This window comes from Burkholderia sp. AcTa6-5 (assembly GCF_017815075.1).
GTDB lineage: Bacteria > Pseudomonadota > Gammaproteobacteria > Burkholderiales > Burkholderiaceae > Burkholderia > Burkholderia sola.
The window spans coordinates 62,911-78,935 of the sequence record NZ_JAGIQE010000015.1 but is presented as its reverse complement, the minus strand read 5'-3'; the positions used below and the strand labels follow the sequence as shown (position 1 = coordinate 78,935).

The following is a 16,025-nucleotide window of genomic DNA, read 5'->3' as shown; positions in this document are numbered from 1 at the left end:
GCGAAACTCGGAATTTGGCCGCTAGCATACCAAAGTTACAAAATCATTCAGCAGCGACATATTTTGAGATATGCATTTACTCGATTAATTCGTCAGCCGTGGCTGACGCGGCGTCGCGCCGATGACGTGGCCCACCGAGCTTCCCATATGAGCCTTGGCAGGCAATTCGCCCAATTTCTCGACATGGATCGCCATACTTTCCGGTAACTCAATCATCTCGACTTTCATTGCTGCTCCCGTCGTTTATTCATCCCCGTTGACATCCGCCCCTTCCAGACCCTTGCCGCTTGACTTGCTGAAAAGGTCCAACACGGCGCCCGTTCAATTTCGCGACACGTTCTAAGGGATTTCCCGCCTACAGCGCCGCGCGTTTCACGCCGTCAAAACATGTATCCCGTCACGCCGACCCGGCGAGCTTCCACGACTGACCGACCTCATACCATGCGCAATCTCTCCCTGAATCAGAAACTCGCCTCGATGATCGTCATCCTGTGGCTCGGCCTGCTCGTGATCGCCGGGCTCGGCGCATGGCAGACCCGCGCGTCGATGATCGCGGACCGCCGCGACCAGCTTGCGTCGCTGGTTGCGCAGGCCGCGAGCGTGACCGATCACTACTACAAGCTGTCGCAGCAGAACGCGCTGCCGGAAGCCGATGCGAAGCAGAAGGCGCTCGAGGCGATCGCCGCGATGCGCCACGGCGCCGACGGCTATGTGTCGGTCAACGATTCGAAGCCGGTGATCGTGATGCATCCGATCAAGGCCGAGCTCAACGGCAAGGACGTGTCGAACTTCACCGATCCGAACGGCCAGCACCTGTTCGTCGAGATCGTGAAGGCCGGCAACGCGGCAGGCGGCAAGGGTTTCGTCGAATATCTGTGGCCGAAGCCGGGCGCGGACAAGCCGCAGGACAAGACCAGCGCCGTGCAGCGCTTCGCGCCGTGGGACTGGTATCTGGTGACCGGCATGTACATGGACGACGTGCGCTCGGCGGTGCTCGCGAGCGTCGGCCGCTGGTTCGCGATGACGGCCGTGCTCGGCGCGATCGCGACGGCCGTGATGGTGCTGGTGCTGAAAAGCGTGCGCGCGAGCCTCGGCGGCGAGCTCGAAGCGGCGCTCGACGCCGCGCAGCGCATCGCGCAGGGCGACCTGACCGCGCGCGTGACCGTGAAGCACGACGATCGCGGCAGCCTGCTGCATGCGCTGCATACGATGCAGGGCGGGCTGATCGACATGGTGTCGCGCGTGCGGATGGGCACCGAGAACATCAACGTCGGCGCGAGCGAGATCGCATCCGGCAACACCGACCTGTCGCAGCGCACCGAGGAACAGGCGGCCGCGCTCGTGCAGACCGCGTCGAGCATGGACGAGATGACCGCGAACGTAAAACAGAACGCGGACAGCGCGGCGCAGGCCGCGTCGCTCGCCGGCCAGGCCGCGCAGGTCGCGACGCGCGGCAGCGAAGTGGTCGACGACGTCGTGCGCACGATGAACGAGATCACCGATCGCTCGCACAAGATCGGCGACATCATCGGCGTGATCGACGGGATCGCGTTCCAGACCAACATCCTCGCGCTGAACGCGGCCGTCGAAGCGGCGCGGGCCGGCGAACAGGGCCGCGGCTTCGCGGTGGTCGCGGCCGAAGTGCGGTCGCTCGCGCAACGCTCGGCGACGGCGGCCAAGGAGATCAAGTCGCTGATCGTGTCGTCGAACGAGACGGTCCAGCACGGCGCGACGCTCGTCACGCACGCGGGCGAGACGATGACCGAGATCGTGCAGTCGGTGCGGCGCGTGAACGAGATCCTCGACGAAATCAGCCACGCATCGCGCGAGCAGAGCGCCGGGATCGAGCAGGTCAACCGCGCGGTGGGCGAAATGGATCAGGTCACGCAGCAGAACGCGGCACTCGTCGAACAGGCCGCGGCCGCCGCGCATTCGTTGCGCGACCAGGCCGAGGCGCTGCGCGACGCGGTGACGCGGTTCGCGCTGCCGGCCTGACGGCAAGCCCGCCCCGCACTCACGCCGCGCTGCCCGCCCGCCGCGCGGCCTCGCCGCTCCCGAGCCCCAGCCCCGCCGCGCGCTGGATCAGCTCGACGTCGTTGCTCGCGCCGAGCTTCTTCATCGCGCTGATCTTCTGCGCGCTGACCGTCTGCTTGCCCTTGCTCAGGCGCTGCGCGATCGTCTTGATCGGCACGCCCGACAGATACAGGCGAATCACCTCGATCTCGCGCGCCGACAGCTTCACGGGCGTATCGCCGCGCGTGCCGAGCGCTTCGACCGCGCGGCGCACGGACGGGGACAGGTAGGTCGCGCCGCTGTAGCTCGAATGGATCGCCGTGACGATATGGCCGACCTCGTCGAGCTTGCTGACGACGCTCACGCCGCCGATCGCGACGATCGACCGGAAGATCAGCGGGTTCTCGTTCGCGACCAGCGCGACGATCCCGACGTTCGGCCGCGTGCGGCGCAGCCAGTCGAACAGCGCGAGGCCGTCCATCTGCTCGTCGCCGCGAATCGCATAGTCGACCAGCACGACGTCACAGTCGACGCCGCCGAGCGACGCGACCAGTTCGGCCGCGCTCCGGTAAACCGCGGCGAGCTCGATCGCGCAGGCGCCGCCTGCGATCTGCTCGATACCGGCCAGCGTCAACGGCCAGTCGTACGCGACGACGATGCGAACATTAAATTTCCTCATGCGCAATTCCTGGTGGTTCACCGGCCGCGCCACACGACACGCGCGCGACCGGTTGGGCGTTGAAAGGACATTCAGGCTATTTTTAGCCTGAATGTCGATTCTATGAATGTCTGCCTGCGCGCGATATCGGACGGCGTACGAATTGGCCGCCGAAGACGTAATACGCGTTTGATATTTGCACCGGCTCGACGCCCGGCGGCCGGCGATCGACCGTCGCGGCATCGGCCCGATGGCCGGTATTGCGCGCCGCACGACCGGTCAGCAGGTAAAATTGCGCGTTTGCATGCCACCCCGGGCCGCCGGCGGCGAGCGACGCGCCGATGCCGGCCGCGCGCCACCGCCCCTTCGCCGGCTTGCCCGACCTCCCGCTTTGCTCATGACCGATTCCGACCTGCAATCCGACGACACCTCCATCCACGAAGACGGCCTCTGGCGCGACAACGGCTGGACGGCCCGCATCATCAAGAACGAAGACGACGACGGCTGGGCCGTCGAGATGGTCAAGGACGGCGAGTCCGAGCCCGCGCTCGTCGGGCCGTGGACCATGGGCCGCGACAAGAAGAACCCGAAGCCGATGGACGCGAACGCGTTCCGCACGCTCGTGAAAACCGCGACCGAAGTGCTGATGCGGCACGAACAGCAGCGGCGCGCGCTGCTGCACAAGGAAGTGACGGTGCAGGACGAAGCCGGGCAGGATGTGTCGGTGACGCTCGACATCGTGCCGGACGAGTTCGAGCCGTATGCGCAGCTCAAGGCGTTCGATCCGTATGGCGAGCTGCTGGCCGACGCGAAGGTGTCGGCCGGGTTCAAGCTCAACAAGGCCAGCGCCGAACGCTGGGTCGCATCGGGCTTCGACCGGCCGGCATAGGGCCTGTTCACGATAATAACGGGCCCTGCGCGAACTGGCCCTTAGCGCGCATGGCGCGCCGAAGCACGCGATCAGGCGCCGGCGCCCCGCTCGGCCCGCGCGAGCCGGCGCGCGGCCAGCTTGCGTCGCACGAGCGCCTCGAACTGCGGCGTCGCGGCCTCGGGATCGCGCGCGGCCAGGCCCAGCACGTTGCGCGCGAGCTGGATCGGCGTCAGCACGATGCCCCACGGCAGCCCCCACCAGCCGAGCGTGGCCGACGCGAGCAGCGCGACCGCCTGCTTTCTGCGGCCGCAACGGCGGCAGCACACGTGGCGCCGCGTCGCCCAACGCGTGACGAACACGAGCGACACGACGCGATGCGACGCGTGGACGTCGACCGGCCGCCCTTCGCGCAGGCAGATCGGGCAAGGCCCGTAGCGCCAGTCGTCGACGTACTGCCGCACCTTCGCGTCGGGCACCCGTTCGGCCTCGACGACGACCGGATGCGCCCGTGCGCATGCCGGGCTGCAATAGCGGCGGCCGTCGATCGACCGCCCGCCGACCAGGAACGTCCTGCCGCAGTGATTGCACTCTGCCACGATGACCTCGGATAAACGTGATGCGCCGCGTGCCGGTTGCGCGCCGATCGATGCGCGCGCCGGCCGCGGCCATTTGCTGTTTTAACGGCTGCCGCCGCGCGGTCTTGAGCGGTCGCGCGCCGCGGCGCGTCAGCCATGCAGCCCGTGCGTGTTCATCAGCCGGTACAGCGTCGCGCGCGAGACGCCGAGCTCCGCCGCGGCATCCGCATGCTGGTGGCGGTGACGCAGCAGCGTTTCCTCGATCGCGTGCCGCTCGGCCTGCCGGCGCGCCTGCGCGAGCGTCGGTGGCCGCAACGACGTGTACGGGCGCAGCTCGAGATCGGCGGCCGAGATCAGCGGGCCGTTCGTCATCACGACCGCGAAGCGGATCCGGTTGATCAGCTCGCGCACGTTGCCGGGCCACGGATAGTTGTGGATCGCCGCGATCGCGCACGGCGTGAAGCCGCGAATCCGGTACGAGCCGTCGCCGCGGTAGCGCCGCAGCACGTGATCGGCGAGCAGCATGATGTCGCGGCCGCGCATGCGCAGCGGCGGCTCGTCGATACGCAGCACGCACAGGCGGTAGTACAGGTCGGCGCGGAATCGCCCGGCCTGCATCGCGGCCTCGAGATCGACGTGGGTCGCCGACACGATCCGCACGTCCACCGGAATCGACGCGTGCCCGCCGAGCCGCTCGATCTTGCCCTCCTGCAGGAACCGCAGCAGGCTCGCCTGGCTCTCGAACGGCATGTCGCCGATTTCGTCGAGAAACAGCGTGCCGCCGTGCGCGGCCTCGATGCGGCCGATCGTGCGCTGGTGCGCGCCGGTGAACGCGCCGCGCTCGTGGCCGAACAGTTCGGCCTGCAGCAGCGTCGTCGGGATGGCCGCGCAGTTCACGGCGACGAACGGTGCGTCGGCACGCGACGACTGCCGGTGGATCGCCGCCGCCGTCAGTTCCTTGCCAGTGCCGGATTCGCCGGCGATGAACACGGTCGCCTCGGTGTTCGCGACCTTGCGGATCGTCGCGAACAGCCGGCGCATCGCGTCGCACGCGCCGATCATCGCGCCGCCGGGCGGCGGCGCTTCCGCGGCCGGGTCGCCGTCCGCGAGCGTCAGCATCCCGTATGCATGGCCGACGAGATAGCCGATCGTCGTGGAGGCGGTCGCATCGCGCACGTAGTCGAAGCAGCAATGGCGGATCAGGCGCGCGATCGTGATGTTGCGCAGCCGCTCGCCGTCGGCGAGCGCGACCCAGCCGACGCGCGGGTCGCGCAGCAGCGCCTCGAACGACGCGACGTCCGGCGCCGCGAAACCGGCGAAATCGACGATGCCCGCGTGCGGACGGTTCGCCTTGACGAGATTCAGCGCGTCCGCCACGGTTTTGGCGTGCCATACGTCCCAGCCGCGCGACGCGAGCACATCGACGAGCGCGGCATCGTGTTGCCGCGACAGGTAGACGAGCGGCCGCGACGGCGCGACGGGGGGATGCCGGACCGCGATGAACGGCAGCGCGCTCACCTGCCGTTCGACATCCCGGGCGCCCGACATGCTCAGCTGACAGCAATGGTTCACGATCGCCTCGCCGCATAAGGGTATGTATCGGAGCGGTCGTTGCCCGATCGCGCGCGGCGGGACCCGTGGTCCCGCGGCGCGACGCCGCTCCGTCCTCGAATCGATACTGCGTTATCGGCAGAACACGACGCGCTGCGTGTAGATCTGCGGCTCGACGACAGGCTTCGTCGAGCCGTTGAGATCGTCGCGATACGCGCGGTAGGTCCTGCCGTTCACCGTCACGTCCGACGCGCGGGCCGTCTCGATCCTGTCGAGCCCGGTGTGCCGCCATTCGTTCACCCGGTCCGCCGCCGTGACGCTCGACTCGCCCGCGATCTGCTGCGTGATCGTGCTGCCGTCGCTCCACGGCTGCGTCTGCATGTCCTCGGCGTGCTGCATCGCGCCGACCGTCTTGCCGGTCGACTTCGGCCCGTTCTGCGCGTCGAACGGCGCACCCCGGCCGTACACCGGCGATTGCCACGACGGCGCGTGACCCGCTTCCGGCATCATGTAGATCATCTGTGGATCGCCGATCATCATCATCGGCGCGCATGCCGTGTTGTCGGGACGGCCAAGCGTCGACAGCGCCTGCTGGACGCTCGCGGCGTTCGCGAGGGTCTGCTCGTTCAGGATGACGAAGACCGCGGGATTCTGGAAAACCGACTGCGCAGCAGCTTGCACGCTGGCCAGCAACAAAGCGATCAAAAAGATCCTCATGATTGAGGCCTCCTTGCACTCGTCACGCAAAAAGAGGTGTTGACCTCGGGGATGGGAGCAACACCCGTCAAACCGGAAAAGACTGTCGGGCATCGGCCCGAGCGCCTGCCGTGCGACCAGCGTGCCGGTCGCACGGCAAACCGACCCGCATGCTCACGACGAGGTGCTCGTCGAGATGACGGCCGGCGCCGGCGCGATCGGTGCAGCCGGTGCGGCCTGCTGGTCGACCGTGGCCGGCGGCAACGCTTGCGCCGGATCGGTCAGCGCAGGCATGCCGGCGGCTTGTGCAGCCGCGGTGCCAACCGAGTCCACTGCGTCCGGCGCTTTCGCGTCCGCTGCCGGCATGTCGGCAGGCGCAGCGGCGACGGCAGGCTGCGGGGCCTCCGGTGCAGGCGCTTCGGCGGTTGCCTGCGGTGCCGGCTCGGCCGCCTTCGCATCGGCGGCAGGCGCCGCGACGATGGCTGCCGCCGGCATCGGTTCGGCAACCGGCTCGCCGGCGGTCTGGGCCGTGTCGGTCGCGGCCGGCAGCGGCTCCGGCGCCTTGTCGGCGACGGGCTGAGCAGGCTCGGGGGCCTTGTCCGCGACGGCCTGGGCAGGCTCGGGCGTCTTGTCGGCAACCGCCGGGGCGGGCTCGGCGGCCTTGCCGGCGACCGGCTGCGCGGGCTCCGCTGCCTTCGTATCGGCAACCGGTGCGGCAGGTGCCGGCGCTGCCTTGTCGGCCACAGCCGGTGCGGCGATGACGGCTGCAGCCGGCACGGCTGCCATTGCGGCCGCCGGTACCACCGAGGCCGCAGGTGCGGCGGCGACAGCAGGCGCGGCAGCAGCAGCCGGTGCCGCGGCGACAGGCGCGAGCACCGGGACCGGGACCGGCACCGAAACGGGCGCAGCGCGCATCGAAGCCGTCTCGATCGGGCGCGTCGGTGCGGGCGCGGGTGCGGCCGAGCCGAGCGGCGGCAGGCCCATCCGGTTGCGCACGATCGGATCGCGATACTTGATGTCGTCCGCGACGGTCGCTTCGACGCTCGGCGCCACGTTCGAACGCGCGAGCGGCGCGGTCGTACCCGGGCACAGGTGCCCGGTCGCTTCCACCGCGCGCCGGTTCGCGTCGCTTTGGCACAGCAGCGCGAGCGCCACGTCGGTCAGGCCCATCGCACGGAATTCACGCGCATCGAGACGCCGCACGCAGGCCTGGTCGACCAGCGTCGTGCCGCCGGTCGCGCCGAACCCCGGGAACGACACGCCGACGCTCACCGAGCCCATGCAGGTATCGGACAGCGTGGTCGTGAGGCCCGGCGCCTGAATCGACGGGTTCGTCTTGATCGTCTGCGTGCCCGAGTAATTGACGTTTTCCGAGATCTGGGTGTTGTACGGGTTGGTGCCGGGCGCCCCGGACGACTGGAGCGAGTTCACGCTCTGCGGCGTCACGTTGCCTCCGGCCGTGCCGGACGGCATCGTCACGTTGACGTTCACGCTCGAATTGCCGCTGCCGCGCACGCCGCTGCTGCTGCTGGCATTACCGCCGCGCGAACTCGTGGTGTTCGTGTTCATGCTCGACCCACCGCCCTGGCTGATCGCCGTCGACGACGTCGACGATTGCGCACTCGACGTCGAATCGGCGGTTTGCGCCTGGGCACCGATCGTGGTCATCGCGAACATCGCCGCACATGCCACCTTGATCCTGTTGCTGTTCATTTCACTCTCCGGACGAGGTTTGACCTCCGACCCAGGCAACCGTACTAATTCCCCTGAATGCCTTCAGTTTTCGCTGCTTCCCCGAACTGCTTCCAGCCGCTGCCCAGCTGGGACCACGAGCCGGCCGACATACCCTGCCACTGCTGGGTGTCCGGTCCGCCGATGGCACTGCCCGACGAAAGCGTGTGTTGTTCTGACGGTTTGGTTGTCTGGTCAGGTTTGTTTGACGTCTGCATAGTCGATTGCCCACCATCGGCAGCACGGTCAGCGCCATACGCCGTCAGAGACGCGAACATCAGAGCGGCGGCAATCAGGTTCTGCTTCATGCCAACTCCTTACGTGACAACGATGCGGAAAAGAGACCAGCGTCGCTGGGAAACTGGCCCCCCCACACCTGACTAATGACTGCTCCCGGTCGCGCTCGAGTCGCCCTGGCTTCCGCCCGATGCGGACGGCGAACCGGCCGGACCGGTACTCCACACGGTCGACGAGTTGTAGTGATTCGAGCCCGTGATCGCGCCCGACCCGCCACCGCCCGTCCATCCCACGGCACCCGCGTTGGCATTGCCGTGGTCGTTCGCGCCCGTGGCCGTGTAGTGGTTCGCGCCGAGTACGATCGTGGCGGTCACCCCTCCCGAAAGCGCATTCGCGTTCTCGTTCGTGCTGCCGTTTCCAGCGAACGAGCCCGCGGCACCGATACCGCCGCCTGCCGCGAACGCGCCCCCGTTCGTGCCCCAACCGCTGGCCGTCGAAGTCGAGTTGTGATACGCGGACGCCGTGCCGGCGGAGCCGGCGGGTGTCACGGTACTGCCCGCATTCGCGCCGGCCGTCGAAGTCGAATTGCTGGTATAGCTGCCGGAACCGACCAGCACCGAACCGGAAACACCCGCCGCGACGGATTGCGTCTGGTTGGTCGTGGACGATCCGGCCGCCAAAGCAGCGGACGAAATGACGGTGAGCGCTGTCGCTAATATGACTTTGGCTTTCATAGCAATTCCTTGCTGTGAGGAAGTTCGACGGTGGCGGAGCCGGGCCTGCCCTCGCGGGGCAAGACCCGGCATCCGACCCGCCAGCCAATGACGAACGCTATGCGTCGCGGCTTAGTGGTGATACGTCCAGCCGGTCGAGCCCGCGTTCGCGCCGCTGCTGCCGCCCGCTTGTGCGCCGCCGAAGCCGAAGCCACCGACCGTCGACGTTTGCGTGTGGTTCGTGTACGAGATCGAACCGCTGCTGCCGCCACCGGCCGCTGCGCCGGCTGCGCCGAGCGCCGAGCCCGAATCGGTCGCGGAGAAGTGGCCGAACCCGGCAACCCCGGCCATCGTCTGGCCACCGCTCGACGAAGTGCTGCTCGACACCGTGCCGCTGCCGGCAAACGCTGCACCCGAAACCGCCAGAACTGCTGCTGCAATCAGAAGCTTCTTCATGGTGGACTCCTAACGGCGTGGAGAGAATGAACACGGAAGATCGCACGCCATCGACCTTCCAGCCGCGAGCAATCCTTAAAAGTAAGGATTGCTATAAAATTGATAAATCAATGCTTTATCGAAAATCGGCGTTTTATTTTTCCAGCCGAAGTCTAGTTTTATGTTTTTAAGTTATCCAAAGTTTATTGGTAGGTGTTTTCTATTATTTTTACGATCATTGAGATGACCAAAAAACACCCTTGATTCAATTAACCAAAATGACGCGCACATCTTTCCGGCTCGCGATTTTCAATTCCACGTCGAAAACGAATGCCGGCACTGGCGCCCGTTTCCGGAATTAAAAATCAGCGAATGTATTGACTACCGCAAAATGCAGTGCCCGCTCGACAGGCACCCTTCATCCGGGCGATAACGGGCCGGCATTGCAGCCAGACGACATGTCTGCTCCCTGAGCTGACGAAGAAAGGCCTTCCGGATAACCGGCCGACGCGCGTTCGATCTAGTCCGGCCGGCACCGCGGCTGGCCCGGCGCGATCGAAACGGCGCTGCACGGTTGAAGAGGAATCGGCGCCACGCTGTCCGGCACGAACAGCAGGCCGCATCCGGGAATGCTGAATGAAGTGGAGCGCCGCTGTCGGCGGGTGGCCGCGCGAAGCGACGAGCGCGCCACCACGCGGCGCGCGCGGAGGGCGGCAAACAGGCAACGCGCTACCGACGACGCTGGCACGGCGTCGCAAGCGCTACCCCGATCGTTCCCACTACCCCTTTGGTGCGCAAGAAATGCGCGGATCATGCCACTGCTTATAGTGTTCATCGCCGTTTCCCCGACAGGCATGTGACGAACTGGCCGCCCCCACATCGTTGTTGCATCGTGTCGACCGCTCGCCGGTGCGTCCTATATCGCAAACCCCATGCCATGCGATATTCCACCGAGCATTGCATGCGGCGTGCGGCCGCCAGGCCTGATCATTTCTCCAGAAACGGCGTTTTTTTGTTTCATGAATGTATCGCGATAATGAGGCGCCCCCTACAGCGATCATTGAAGATCGTGACGCAATATCGTGATTTGATGGAAGAATCCGGCTCGCTGGGCATTGGCGGACACCCGTGTGAACGGGTGTTTCAATCTTGAGAGGCGAATCTCGACTCACCGCTCGGGGTTCGTGTGTTTCCACTGACAAACCGCGTGTTGCGGCATGCCAGCAGCCGTCCATTACCCCGACGAACCAGGGCCGGTCGCTCGATGCTTCACGCCGAACGGCCGCCGATACGGCCGGAACACGGGTTCACCCAGAAATGCAAAAGGAATTTGATTCATCCGTGAAAATACCCGCACGATCACGCGACGAAAAATCGTGCCATCGGGCGTGTTGCAGTCGCAATAACCGAACGAATGAAAACGTCCAATTCCGACACAAACGGGCGCCTTCATTTTTTCACCGTTCGATTCACCTTCGCGCACGAAGCGACGACGATCGATTCATCGAACAGACATCTTCACTCGGCTATCCGTTTGATTCTCATCACTGAAACATTTCGATTCAAGACGGCTTTCACGTCTTCAATCTCGTGAAAGCCTGATGCATCGCGCGTTTCGTCGCATCGAACCGTAACGATCCAGCAATCTCCGTGGGTGCTTCCCAGTCCCCAAGGTTCGCGCGTGAGACACAAACGTTCAATTTCGACGAAGGCCCGCATCGGACAGGCGACGATTACAGTCGCGAACCGTGGCGCGACCGTCGGCACTGCGCAAGACCGGAGCGCGCCGCCCGTCAGCCGAGCAGTTCCTTCTTGCGCAGATGCACGACGTCGCGCATCGGCGGCGCGCCGAACAGCCGGCTGTATTCGCGGCTGAACTGCGACGCGCTTTCGTAGCCGACGACGGCCGCCACCGACCCGACGTCGCCGCCCTGCCGCAGCAACAGCAGCCGCCGCGCCTCGTGCAGCCGCAGTTGCTTCTGGTACTGCAGCGGGCTGAGCGTCGTCACGTGCTTGAAATGATGGTGCAGCGACGACACGCTCATGTTGACCGCCTGCGCGAGCGATTCGACGCGCATCGGCTCCGCGAAATGATCGCGGATCCATTCGATCGCGCGTGCGATCCGGTGCGTCTGGCTGCCTGCGATCGCCATGTGCCGCAGCCGCGTGCCCTGCCCGCTCGTCATCAGCCGATACAGCACCTCCTTTTCGATCAGCGGCGCGACGACCGCGATGTCGGCCGGCGTATCGAGCAGCCGCAGCAGCCGCAGCGCCGCGTCCAGCAGCGGCGGCGTCAGCTCCGCGAGCGCAATCCCCTCGCCTTCCGGGCCCGCATCGGGCTCGGGCAGCCGCATCTCGGCCGCCAGCTCGACGATGCGCTGCGGATCGAGCGTCAGCGACAGGCACAGATACGGTTCGTCCACCGACGCACGCGTCACGCGCGAGAGGATCGGCAAGTCGATCGACGTAATCAGGCAATTGTGGGTGTCGTATTCGTAAGCCTGGCCGGCCACGATCACGCGCTTCGCGCCCTGCGCGGCGATCACCAGCGCGGCGCGCGATACGCCGCAGCCGAGATCGACCGGCCGCGTGTGCCGATGCAGCATCAGGCCCGGTACGGCCGTCGAATGCGAGCCGTCCGCCGGCGCGAAACGGCCGATCAGCGACGCCAGCTCACGTCGCCCGGATTCGCGCGACGCGACGATATCGGTCATGTCCATGACGCATCCTCGAATGATTTCCCGTGTCGCGCGAGCATAGCGAAACGGCCTGCGGCGTGCCGGGGATTTGCAGGATTGTTCAATAAATTTGCAGGATTGGGTAGACGCAAATTCGGGCTGCTCGCGCACACTCCCGGCTAACCTGCCCGTAAGGCGGGTTTTCCCCACGGAGACATACAACATGCCTACCTCGTTTGTCCTGAACGGCAAGAACGTCACGCTCGACGCCGATCCGTCGATGCCCGTCCTCTGGGCGATTCGCGAACACGCGGGACTGACCGGCACGAAATTCGGCTGCGGCATGGCGCAGTGCGGCGCGTGCACGATCCATCTCGAAGGCCAGGCCGTACGCTCGTGCGTGCTGCCGCTCGCCGGCATCGCGGACAAGCACGTCACGACGATCGAAGGCGTGCAAAGCAAGCCCGCGCAGGCCGTGCAGGCCGCGTGGGTGAAGCTGCAGGTGCCGCAATGCGGCTATTGCCAGTCCGGCCAGATCATGTCGGCCACCGCGTTGCTCGAACAGAACCCGAAGCCGACCGATGCGGACATCGACGCCGCGATGAACGGCAACCTCTGCCGCTGTGCGACCTACGCCCGCATCCGGGCCGCGATCCACGATGCGGCCGCGACACTGGGAGCCTGACCATGACGATCGAACTCGACCACACCGATGCGGTGCGCCCGTCGCGCCGCACGTTCCTGAAAGCCGCGGGCGCCGCTGCCGCCGTCAGCCTGACCATCGGCTTCGACTGGGCCGGCCTCGGCCGCCGCGCGCTCGCCGCGACCGCGCCGGCCGGCGAATTCGCGCCGAACGCCTTCCTGCGCATCACGCCCGACGGCGCCGTCACGGTGATCGCGAAGCACGTCGAAATGGGCCAGGGCGCATATACGGGCATCGCGACGATCGTCGCCGAGGAGCTCGACGCCGACTGGTCGAGCGTGCGCGTCGAAAGCGCGCCGGCCGATGCGAAGCGCTATGCGAACCTCGCGTTCGGCACGATGCAGGGCACGGGCGGCAGCTCGGCCATGTCGAACTCGTGGCAGCAACTGCGCGAAGCGGGCGGCAAGGCGCGCGCGATGCTCGTGTCGGCCGCCGCGGCCCGCTGGAAGGTGCCGGCCGCCGAACTGACCACCGCCAACGGCGTCGTCACGCACGCAAAGAGCGGCAAGACGGCCGCATACGGCACGCTCGTCGCCGATGCGTCGAAGCTGCCGGTGCCGGACAAGGTCACGCTGAAGCAGCCGGCCGATTTCAAGCTGATCGGGCATCGGATTCCGCGCGTCGACGCATCGTCGAAATCGAACGGCACCGCGCATTTCACGCTCGACACGACGTTCCCCGGCATGCGCGTCGCGCTGCTGCAGCGGCCGCCGCGCTTCGGCGCGACGGTGAAATCGTTCGACGCGACGGCCGCGAAGGCCGTGCCGGGCGTCGTCTCGGTCGTGCAGGTGCCGGGCGGTATCGCGGTCGTCGCGACGGGCTTCTGGGCCGCGAAACAGGGCCGCGACGCGCTGAAGATCGACTGGGACGAAACGAAGGCGGAAAAGCGCGGCTCGGACGAGCTGATGCGCGAATACCGGCAACTCGCCGAGAAGCCGGGCGCGTCCGCGCGCAAGGACGGCGATGCCGATGCGGCGATCGCCGGCGCGGCGCGCAAGATCAGCGCGACGTACGAATTCCCGTATCTCGCGCATGCGCCGATGGAGCCGCTCGACGCGGTCGTCAAGCTGACGGCGAACAGCTGCGAGATCTGGGCCGGCGACCAGTTCCAGACGGTCGACCAGAGCAACGCGGCCAAGGTCGCGGGACTGAAGCCCGAACAGGTGAAGATCCACACGCTGTATGCGGGCGGCAGCTTCGGCCGGCGTGCGAACGCGTGGTCGGATTACGTGGTCGAGGCCGTGTCGATCGCGAAGGCGCTCGGCGCGGACGGCAAGCCGGTCAAGCTGCAATGGACCCGCGAGGACGACATCCAGGGCGGCTTCTACCGGCCGATGTACTTCCACAAGCTCGACGCGGGCCTGACCGCGGACGGTCGGCTGGTGGGCTGGCGTCACCGGATCGTCGGCCAGTCGATCCTCGCCGGCACGCCGTTCGAGGCATTCATGGTCAAGAACGGAATCGACGCGACGTCGGTCGAGGGCGCGGCGAATCTGCCGTACGCGGTGCCGAACGTGTCGGTCGAACTCACCACGACCCAGGTCGGCCTGCCGGTGCTGTGGTGGCGCGTGGTCGGCAGCTCGCACACGGCGTACGCGGTCGAGGCGTTCATCGACGAAGCCGCGCATGCGGCCGGCAAGGATCCGTACGCGTTCCGCCGCGACCTGCTCGCGAAGGAGCCGCGGATGCGCGCGGTGCTGGAGCTGGCCGCGCAGAAGGCCGGCTGGGATCCGGCCAAGCCGCTGCCGAAGGGCCGCGGGCGCGGGATCGCGGTGGCCGAGGCGTTCAAGAGCTATGTCGCGCAGGTGGCCGAGGTGTCGGTCGATGCGGACGGCAAGGTGAAGGTCGAGCGCGTGGTGTGCGCGGTCGACTGCGGGATCGCGATCAATCCCGACATCGTCGCCGCGCAGATGGAAGGCGGCATCGGTTTCGGGCTCGGCGCGGCAATGCACAGCGCGATCACGCTGAAGGACGGCCAGGTCGAGCAACGCAACTTCGACGGCTATCACGTGCTGCGGATGGCCGAGATGCCGAAGGTCGAGGTGCATATCGTGCCGTCGGCCGAGGCGCCGACCGGGGTCGGCGAGCCGGGCGTCGCGCCGGTCGGGCCGGCCGTGGCGAACGCGATCTTCGCGGCGACGGGCAAGCGGCATTACGTGCTGCCGTTCGATTCGGCGGAGAGCGCGAAGGCTTGATGGGCCGGGACGCCGGCTGCGGCGCAAGGTATGCGCCGCGGCCGGTGTTTTTCGGCCGCCGATGTAGGGTTCAATGTCGGCAAAAATCTTCGACAACCTATTGATTATTAAAAATAATCGAGCCAGCCCGGTACGGTTCGATGTAGGGTTCGTTATCCATCCGCAATCTCATCCGGCCTGCCCCGGCGTCCGGACCTCCTCCCACGTTACGTCAGACGTAACGCCCGTAACGTCGCCACCCGATGCTACGTAACAATCCTTCACTATTGCCCGGCCGCTTTCATCGGTCGCCCGGCGTTCCCCGTTAAAAATTCTTTTAAATTCAACGCTTCCCCGCCGTCCGCGCCCTTGCCGCGGGCTCGCACCGCCGGACAACCATCTCCCTGGCCCGGAAGTTGCAGCACAGGACCCCGCAAACACTCCTTTACGGACATGCGAGGGCCACCATGGATTGCAAATACCTGTACATCGACAACATAAAAATCAACTTCGTCCGCCGCACGATCGAAATCGACAACAAGGTCGTCGACGTGACCCCGCGCGAATTCGACGTCGTCGAATTCCTGCTCGACAACATGAACAAGATCGTGCCGCGGCAGGCAATCCAGGAAGCCGTATGGGGCCGCGAGCTCGGCGTGTCGTCGCGCACGCTCGACACTCATATCTCGCGAATCCGTTCGAAGCTGCAGCTCGAACACGACAAGAACCTGCGCATCATCCCGATCTACGCGGTCGGCTATCGTCTCGTGCTGTTCGGTGCGGCGATGACGCACGTCGAGCGCCACGACGCGGCGCCGATCATGCGCGCGGCGCCGCAGCCGGCGATGTCCGCCGACTACGCGTAACGCTTCGCCCGCGCGCCGCCCGTTCGCCGCGCGCCGGCAACGCCTCCCCACCGCGCTGCGCGGATCCGCAGCCCCTCGCGACCTGCCAGCCGGATGCGGCCTGCCCGCCGTCCGGCCCCGCCAG

The 16,025-nt window shown here is 66.6% G+C and carries 15 protein-coding genes; 5 read left to right on the top strand and 10 right to left on the bottom strand.

The window, feature by feature from the left end:
- Positions 1-84: 84 nt before the first annotated feature.
- On the bottom strand, positions 85-228 hold the full coding sequence (locus J8I33_RS20665; protein WP_209938995.1) for a hypothetical protein: 144 nt from the start codon (positions 226-228) through the stop codon (positions 85-87).
- A gap of 213 nt (positions 229-441) precedes the next feature.
- Here J8I33_RS20665 and J8I33_RS20660 point away from each other — a divergent pair, with 213 nt between their 5' ends.
- Complete coding sequence (locus tag J8I33_RS20660; protein ID WP_089489539.1) at positions 442-1,995, top strand: methyl-accepting chemotaxis protein; 1,554 nt, start codon at positions 442-444, stop codon at positions 1,993-1,995.
- Positions 1,996-2,014: 19 nt separating this feature from the next.
- On the opposite strand, the gene J8I33_RS20655 is transcribed toward J8I33_RS20660, so the two are convergent.
- On the bottom strand, positions 2,015-2,692 hold the full coding sequence (locus tag J8I33_RS20655; protein WP_050015069.1) for a response regulator transcription factor: 678 nt from the start codon (positions 2,690-2,692) through the stop codon (positions 2,015-2,017).
- Positions 2,693-3,068: 376 nt separating this feature from the next.
- On the opposite strand from J8I33_RS20655, the gene J8I33_RS20650 reads away from it, so the two are divergent.
- Positions 3,069-3,560 carry a hypothetical protein gene (locus J8I33_RS20650; RefSeq protein WP_011547320.1) on the top strand — a complete coding sequence of 164 codons (492 nt, stop codon included), beginning with the start codon at positions 3,069-3,071 and terminating at the stop codon, positions 3,558-3,560.
- Positions 3,561-3,631: 71 nt separating this feature from the next.
- Here J8I33_RS20650 and J8I33_RS20645 read toward each other — a convergent pair whose 3' ends face one another.
- From J8I33_RS20645 to J8I33_RS20610, 8 genes are all read right to left on the bottom strand, one after another.
- On the bottom strand, positions 3,632-4,138 hold the full coding sequence (locus J8I33_RS20645) for a hypothetical protein (RefSeq protein ID WP_124555998.1): 507 nt from the start codon (positions 4,136-4,138) through the stop codon (positions 3,632-3,634).
- A 129-nt stretch (positions 4,139-4,267) separates the two neighbouring features.
- The gene (locus J8I33_RS20640; RefSeq protein ID WP_209939022.1) at positions 4,268-5,665 is read right to left on the bottom strand and encodes a sigma-54 dependent transcriptional regulator; all 1,398 of its coding nucleotides are present in this window, start codon (positions 5,663-5,665) and stop codon (positions 4,268-4,270) included.
- A 135-nt stretch (positions 5,666-5,800) separates the two neighbouring features.
- Positions 5,801-6,385, bottom strand: a complete 585-nt coding sequence (locus J8I33_RS20635; protein ID WP_124595230.1) for a hypothetical protein — start codon at positions 6,383-6,385, stop codon at positions 5,801-5,803.
- A 153-nt stretch (positions 6,386-6,538) separates the two neighbouring features.
- Positions 6,539-8,077 carry a chemotaxis protein CheA gene (locus J8I33_RS20630; RefSeq protein ID WP_209938994.1) on the bottom strand — a complete coding sequence of 513 codons (1,539 nt, stop codon included), beginning with the start codon at positions 8,075-8,077 and terminating at the stop codon, positions 6,539-6,541.
- A 44-nt stretch (positions 8,078-8,121) separates the two neighbouring features.
- Positions 8,122-8,403: a hypothetical protein gene (locus J8I33_RS20625; RefSeq protein ID WP_050015058.1), complete on the bottom strand. Its 282-nt coding sequence runs from the start codon at positions 8,401-8,403 to the stop codon at positions 8,122-8,124.
- Between the two features lie 72 nt (positions 8,404-8,475).
- Entirely contained in the window at positions 8,476-9,066 is a 591-nt protein-coding gene (locus tag J8I33_RS20620; protein ID WP_050015056.1) for a hypothetical protein, read from the bottom strand.
- Between the two features lie 111 nt (positions 9,067-9,177).
- Positions 9,178-9,501 (bottom strand): hypothetical protein, encoded by a 324-nt coding sequence (locus tag J8I33_RS20615; RefSeq protein WP_050015054.1) that lies wholly within the window; start codon positions 9,499-9,501, stop codon positions 9,178-9,180.
- A gap of 1,772 nt (positions 9,502-11,273) precedes the next feature.
- Positions 11,274-12,200, bottom strand: coding sequence for an AraC family transcriptional regulator (locus J8I33_RS20610; RefSeq protein WP_050015052.1), 927 nt, complete (start codon positions 12,198-12,200; stop codon positions 11,274-11,276).
- A gap of 181 nt (positions 12,201-12,381) precedes the next feature.
- Here J8I33_RS20610 and J8I33_RS20605 point away from each other — a divergent pair, with 181 nt between their 5' ends.
- The 3 genes from J8I33_RS20605 (at position 12,382) to J8I33_RS20595 (ending at position 15,901) form a co-directional block, all read left to right on the top strand.
- Positions 12,382-12,843 (top strand): (2Fe-2S)-binding protein, encoded by a 462-nt coding sequence (locus J8I33_RS20605; protein WP_209938993.1) that lies wholly within the window; start codon positions 12,382-12,384, stop codon positions 12,841-12,843.
- Between the two features lie 2 nt (positions 12,844-12,845).
- Positions 12,846-15,056 carry a xanthine dehydrogenase family protein molybdopterin-binding subunit gene (locus J8I33_RS20600; RefSeq protein WP_209938992.1) on the top strand — a complete coding sequence of 737 codons (2,211 nt, stop codon included), beginning with the start codon at positions 12,846-12,848 and terminating at the stop codon, positions 15,054-15,056.
- A gap of 446 nt (positions 15,057-15,502) precedes the next feature.
- A complete protein-coding gene (locus tag J8I33_RS20595; RefSeq protein WP_050015044.1) occupies positions 15,503-15,901 on the top strand; it encodes a winged helix-turn-helix domain-containing protein in 399 nt (132 codons plus the stop codon).
- The last annotated feature ends 124 nt before the right edge of the window (positions 15,902-16,025 follow it).